Source organism: Faecalibacter macacae (genome assembly GCF_003687725.1).
GTDB classification, from domain to species: Bacteria; Bacteroidota; Bacteroidia; order Flavobacteriales; family Weeksellaceae; genus Empedobacter; species Empedobacter macacae.
The window spans coordinates 134,550-140,574 of record NZ_RDOJ01000007.1 but is presented as its reverse complement, the minus strand read 5'-3'; the positions used below and the strand labels follow the sequence as shown (position 1 = coordinate 140,574).

General features: G+C 28.3%; 6 protein-coding genes. All 6 read left to right on the top strand.

The features are described 5' to 3' along the window. Window positions 1-403: UDP binding domain-containing protein (locus EAH69_RS07130; RefSeq protein ID WP_317124734.1), on the top strand; the 403-nt coding region annotated here is incomplete at its 5' end. A gap of 9 nt (window positions 404-412) precedes the next feature. Further along, on the top strand, window positions 413-1,534 hold the full coding sequence (gene wecB, locus EAH69_RS07125; RefSeq protein ID WP_121934501.1) for a non-hydrolyzing UDP-N-acetylglucosamine 2-epimerase: 1,122 nt from the start codon (window positions 413-415) through the stop codon (window positions 1,532-1,534). 31 nt (window positions 1,535-1,565) lie between these two features. Beyond that, window positions 1,566-2,774 carry a UDP-N-acetyl-D-mannosamine dehydrogenase gene (gene wecC, locus EAH69_RS07120; protein ID WP_121934500.1) on the top strand — a complete coding sequence of 403 codons (1,209 nt, stop codon included), beginning with the start codon at window positions 1,566-1,568 and terminating at the stop codon, window positions 2,772-2,774. 1 nt (window position 2,775) lies between these two features. Then, the gene (locus EAH69_RS07115; protein ID WP_121934499.1) at window positions 2,776-4,257 is read left to right on the top strand and encodes an oligosaccharide flippase family protein; all 1,482 of its coding nucleotides are present in this window, start codon (window positions 2,776-2,778) and stop codon (window positions 4,255-4,257) included. Beyond that, entirely contained in the window at window positions 4,254-4,859 is a 606-nt protein-coding gene (locus EAH69_RS14090) for an acyltransferase (protein ID WP_121934498.1), read from the top strand. Before EAH69_RS07115 ends, EAH69_RS14090 begins: the two co-directional genes overlap by 4 nt. Window positions 4,860-4,870: 11 nt before the next feature. After that, entirely contained in the window at window positions 4,871-6,019 is a 1,149-nt protein-coding gene (locus EAH69_RS07105; protein ID WP_121934497.1) for a glycosyltransferase, read from the top strand. Window positions 6,020-6,025: the final 6 nt, after the last annotated feature.

The following is a 6,025-nucleotide window of genomic DNA, read 5'->3' as shown; positions in this document are numbered from 1 at the left end:
AAAAGATACAAAACAATTATTAGCGAATTACGATACAGTACCAAATAATTTAATCAAAGCAATAGTTGATTCAAATCGAACGCGAAAAGATTTTATAGCGAATTCAATAATTGAAAAAGAACCTAAAATAGTAGGGATTTATCGTTTGATAATGAAATCTGGATCTGATAATTTCCGAGCATCAGCAATTCAAGGAATCATGAAGCGTATCAAAGCAAAAGGAATTGAAGTTGTTGTTTATGAACCAGTTTTAGAAGAAGAAACCTTTTTCGGATCTACTGTTATGAAAGATTTAGAAAAGTTTAAACAAGAATGTGATGTAATAATTTCAAATCGTAATGCAGAGGAACTAGCAGATGTGAAGGAGAAAGTATATACACGCGATTTATTTGGTAACGATTAAAAACACAAAATGAAAACGAAACACTTAATAATATTTGGAACGAGGCCAGAAGCTATTAAAATGGCTCCATTGGTAAAAGAATTCCAAAAACATAACGAATTTGAAACTAAAGTTTGTGTAACAGCTCAACATAGAGAAATGTTAGATCAAGTTTTAGATTTCTTTCAAATTATACCAGATTATGATTTAAATCTGATGAAGCCAAACCAAAATTTATATACGCTAACAGCTGATATAATTACAGATTTAAAACCAATATTAGATGACTTTAAGCCTGACTATGTATATGTACATGGAGATACATCAACATCTTCTATAGCTGCTTTAGCTGCATTTTATTCAGGAGCAAAAGTTTGTCATATCGAAGCTGGATTGAGAACACATAACAAATGGTCTCCATTTCCTGAAGAAATGAACAGACAATTAACAGGTAGATTAGCTGATTATCACTTTGCTCCAACACAACAATCATTCGATAATTTAATTAAAGAAAATATTAAAGAAGAGGATATTGTAATTACTGGTAATACGGTTATTGATGCTTTATTAGATAGTTCTTCTCGTGTAAAAGAAATAGATAATAGTGAAATAGAAGCATTAAAAAATATAGTTGATTCAACTAAAAAATTAATTTTAGTAACAGGACATCGTCGTGAAAATCATGGACAAGGATTTATAAATATTTGTGAAGCATTAAAAGAAATTGCTGAAACACATACTGATGATGTTCAGATTATTTATCCTGTTCATTTAAATCCAAATGTTCAAAAACCTGTTAACGAAATTTTAGCAGCAGTTGATAATATTAAATTAATAGATCCATTAGCATATCCTGCATTTGTATGGTTAATGACACAATCGTACATGATTATTACAGATTCAGGAGGAGTGCAAGAAGAAGCTCCGTCTTTAGGAAAACCAGTATTAGTAATGAGAGATACTACTGAAAGACCAGAGGCTGTAGATGCGGGTACTGTAATTTTGGTAGGTACTGATAAGAATAAAATTATTAGTGAAGCGAACCTTTTATTAAATAATCACGAAAAATATAACTCTATGAGTGAATTACATAATCCTTATGGAGATGGAAAAGCTTGTGAAAGAATTGCAGAGTTTATAAAGGCACTATAAAATAACTAGATAATAATAACTAAATAAAAAAATGAATCCAAAAGTAGTAACAATAGGATTAGGGTATATAGGATTACCAACATCAGCATTAATAGCAAATAATCAAATTCCAGTACATGGTGTAGATATTTCTCAGCATGTAGTTGATACAATTAACGCAGGTAAGATTCATATTGTTGAACCTGATTTAGACAAAGCAGTAGCAAAGGCGGTTGAAGATGGTTATTTAAAAGCAGGTGTTAAACCAATTGTTGCGGATACGTATTTAATTGTTGTTCCAACTCCATTTAAAGGTAATCACGAACCAGATATTTCTTATGTACAAGCAGCAACAGAAGGTATTATTCCATTACTAAAAGAAGGGGATTTATATATTATAGAATCTACTTCTCCAATTGGAACTACTGAAAAAATGATGGATTTAATTTTTACAGTTCGTCCAGAATTAAAAGATAAAATTTATTTAGCATATTGTCCTGAACGAGTATTACCTGGAAATGTGATGCACGAATTAGTGTATAATGATCGTGTTATAGGTGGAGTAAATGATTCTTCAACAGAAAAGGCTTTAGCTTTTTATGGTCAATTTGTTAAAGGTGAATTACATCCTACAAATGCGCGTACCGCAGAGATGTGTAAATTAACTGAAAACGCTTCTCGTGATTCTCAAATTGCTTTTGCTAACGAGTTATCATTAATTTGTGATAAAGCAGGAATTAATGTTTGGGAATTAATAAACTTAGCAAATAAACATCCTCGTGTTAATATTTTACAACCTGGTTGTGGTGTTGGAGGACATTGTATTGCAGTTGATCCTTATTTTATTACTGCTGATTATCCAATGGAGTCTCGTATGATAGCACAAGCTCGAGAAACTAACAACTATAAATCATTTTGGTGTGCTGAAAAAATTAAAAATACACGTCTTGAATTTGAATTAAAACACGGACGTCAGCCATCAATTGCATTAATGGGATTAGCTTTTAAACCAAATATTGACGATTTACGTGAATCTCCTGCTATTCATATTGTTGAACGTGTATTACAAGATGCTGGCGATGCTGATTTATATATTGTAGAACCTAACGTAGAAGAACATAAAGTTTTTAAATTAACGGAATATACTTCTGCTGTAGAAAAAGCTGATATTATAGCATTATTAGTTGCTCATGACGAATTTAAATCGTTGAAATTTACAGAAAATCAAGTTGTTTTAGATTTCTGTGGAGTGAAAATTTAAAATGGGAAAAGAGACTAATAATACCATTCAAACTTTTTGGGTTATTCTAGGTAATTTTTCTGCTTTTAGTTTTGTAATGATTAGTTCAATGCTATTAAGTAGATATTTTAATAAAGAAGATTATGGTACATACAAACAGGTAATGTACGTTTATTCAACTTTATTAGTTGTCTTTACATTAGGGTTACCTAGAGCTTATGGTTATTTTCTTCCAAGAGTTTCAAAGGAAGAAGCTAAAGATGTAATTGATAAGATTAACTATATTTTAATGGGGATGGGATTGTTAATGTCATCCACATTATTTTTTGGGTCTGATTTAATAGCAGGTTTTTTAAATAATTCTAACTTAGGAATATCGATAAAGTATTTTTCGTTAGTACCTTTATTTTTATTACCAACTTTAGGATTAGAAGGAATCTTATCAACTTATAAAAAAACATTCTTATTAGCAATATATCAAGTTGTTACTCAGATGTTTGTATTGTTGTTTGTTGTTCTGCCTGTATTACTTTTAAAAGGAGATGTAAATAGTGCTATTATAGGTTTTACAATAGCTTCGTTCATCAAGTTTATTTTAGCATTGTATTTAAAATATAATCCGGTTAAAGAATATAATAAAACAAAATCATCAATAACTTTTAAGAATGTATTTACATATACACTTCCATTAATGGGAGCCAGTATATGGGGGATAATAATATCTTCTTCTGACCAATTTTTTATAAGTAGATATTTTGGAAATGAAGTATTTGCAGATTTTGCAAATGGGTCTTTAGAAATACCATTCGTTGGAATGATCATATCTTCTACTGCAACGATATTATTACCGGTTTTTTCTAAACAAGCAAAAGAAAATACTATAGAGTCGAAGAAAATAATGATAGATACATGGAGGTCGGTTTTAACTAAAACAATTAAGTTGATTTATCCAATCGTAGTATTTTGTTTTTGTTTTGCAGATGTAATTATGGTTTTTTTATATGGAGATAAGTATGTTACATCAGGTCTATATTTCCAAATAAAAGTAATTATAAATTTCTTTAGTATTGCTGCGTACGGACCATTATTAATGGCAGTCGGAGGACAAAAGTATTATTATAATGTCTTTATGTATGGAGCGTTACTATTAATATTTTTAGAATGGTTAAGTATCGTAATATTTAATTCACCTAAGGCCATATTGATTGTTTCAGTAATCTGTTTTATAGGACGTACATTTTGTATGCTGTTTTATGTATCTAATTACTTTAAAATAAAGTTAGTTGATTTATTACCTCTTGGTTTAATCCTTAAAATATTATTACCTGCATTCATTTTTTTATATCCAATACGAATAGGATTAGAAAATTTTGGGTTAAATAATCTATTACTACTAAGTATCTCCGGAGTATTATATTTAATAATATTTGGAATTTGGAGTGTAGTAGCAAAATTAGATTATGCAGTTATTTTTCAACCATTAATAAATAAAATTAAAAGATGAGTATTTTAAAGAAAATTTTTTTACCATATTATTCATTATATATAAGATTTAGTAAAGCTAAATTACAAACTAATTATATTGATTTTTTAAAATATAAATTAGGTATTAACAAAAGATATTGGCCAGCTCACAAAAATTGTTTAATTGCGAATTACAATAATATTTATGTTGGAATTAATTCACTTGTTGGAAGACCAGGTAATTACATCCAAGGAGCAGGTAAAATTTTTATAGGTGATTACGTACAGCTTGCTCCTAATGTGGGTATATTAAGTACTAATCACGATCTTTATGATCAAAGAAACTATAATAGTGCCGAAGTAATTATAGGAGATTATTGTTGGATAGGTATGAATAGTCAAATACTAGCAGGTGTAACCTTAGGTACTCGAACAATAGTTGCAGCAGGAAGTGTAGTTACAAAAAGCTTTCCGGAAGGATTTTGTGTTGTTGGAGGCTCGCCTGCAAAAATTATTAAACAGTTAGATCCTGCAAAATTTGAACCTTGGAAAGACGAAGAAGAATTCTATGGTTTTATACCGAAAGAAGAGTTTGAAAAAACCAAATTATATAAAGAAGGTCGTATTAAATTTGATAAATAGTAATAATTCTAATGAAGATAATAATTGTAAATCCGCACATGAAAATTGGAGGTATTGCAACTTCATTAAATAATTGGTCAGAATATTTTAAAATAAAAAATATAAAGGTTGATTATGTTATTTTTAGAAAAGAATACGATTTAAAGTTTCAAAATTTTTTTGAAACTAATCAGGTTATACATCCAAAAGGGACAAATAAACTTTCTAAAGTTAATTTTAATAATAGAATTAAAAATATAATTTACAAAATTTTAACTTTAATAGGTATAATTAACTTTCTTAAAGTTAGATTAACCAAAAAGCACAAGTTACCAAATAGTTATGATATAGCAATTTCATTTTCAAACGATGTACCTAAATTTAAAAATGTACTAATGAGTAATGATTTTGTAATGAATTCTATTAATGCAAAATATAAAGTAGCATGGATACACAATGATATTGATAAATTAGGTTTTACAAGAAGTTATGCTTTAGAAAGATATAAAAACTTTGATGCAATTGTTAATGTCTCGGAGGCATGTAAACAACAATTTGATAAATTGGTACCTGAATTTATTCATAAATCATTTGTTGTAAGAAATGCAATAAATACAGAAAAATTAAATGAGTTAGCTAATTCTGCTACACAAATTAATTTTAATCAAGATATTTTTAATTTTGTCACTGTAGCAAGGATTTACAATGAACAAAAGAGAATAGATCGTATTTTAGATATTGTAGATAATTTAAAAAAAGATAATTTATCATTCCATTGGTATATTATAGGAGATGGTCCTGATTTAAAAAATCTTACACAATTGTGTAAAGAGAGAAAATTAGAAGATAAAATTAGTTTTTTAGGTTTTAAGTCTAATCCATATCCATATATGAAAAAAGCAAGTTATGTTGTTTTAACTTCAGATTATGAAGCGCAAGGTATGGTAATATCTGAAGCTTTATCTTTGGGAACACCCGTAATATCAACAAATTTTGATGCTGCTAAAGAATTTATCATTGATCATCAAAATGGGTATTTAGTTAAAAATAATGCGCAAAGTTTTTCTGAATTATTGAATCAATTAATAACTAAAAAAATTACATTAAACATTCAAGAGAATAAAGTCTATGATAGCGATGGAGATTTTGAAAGATTAATAAATTTTATTGAAAAGCAATAACATAAT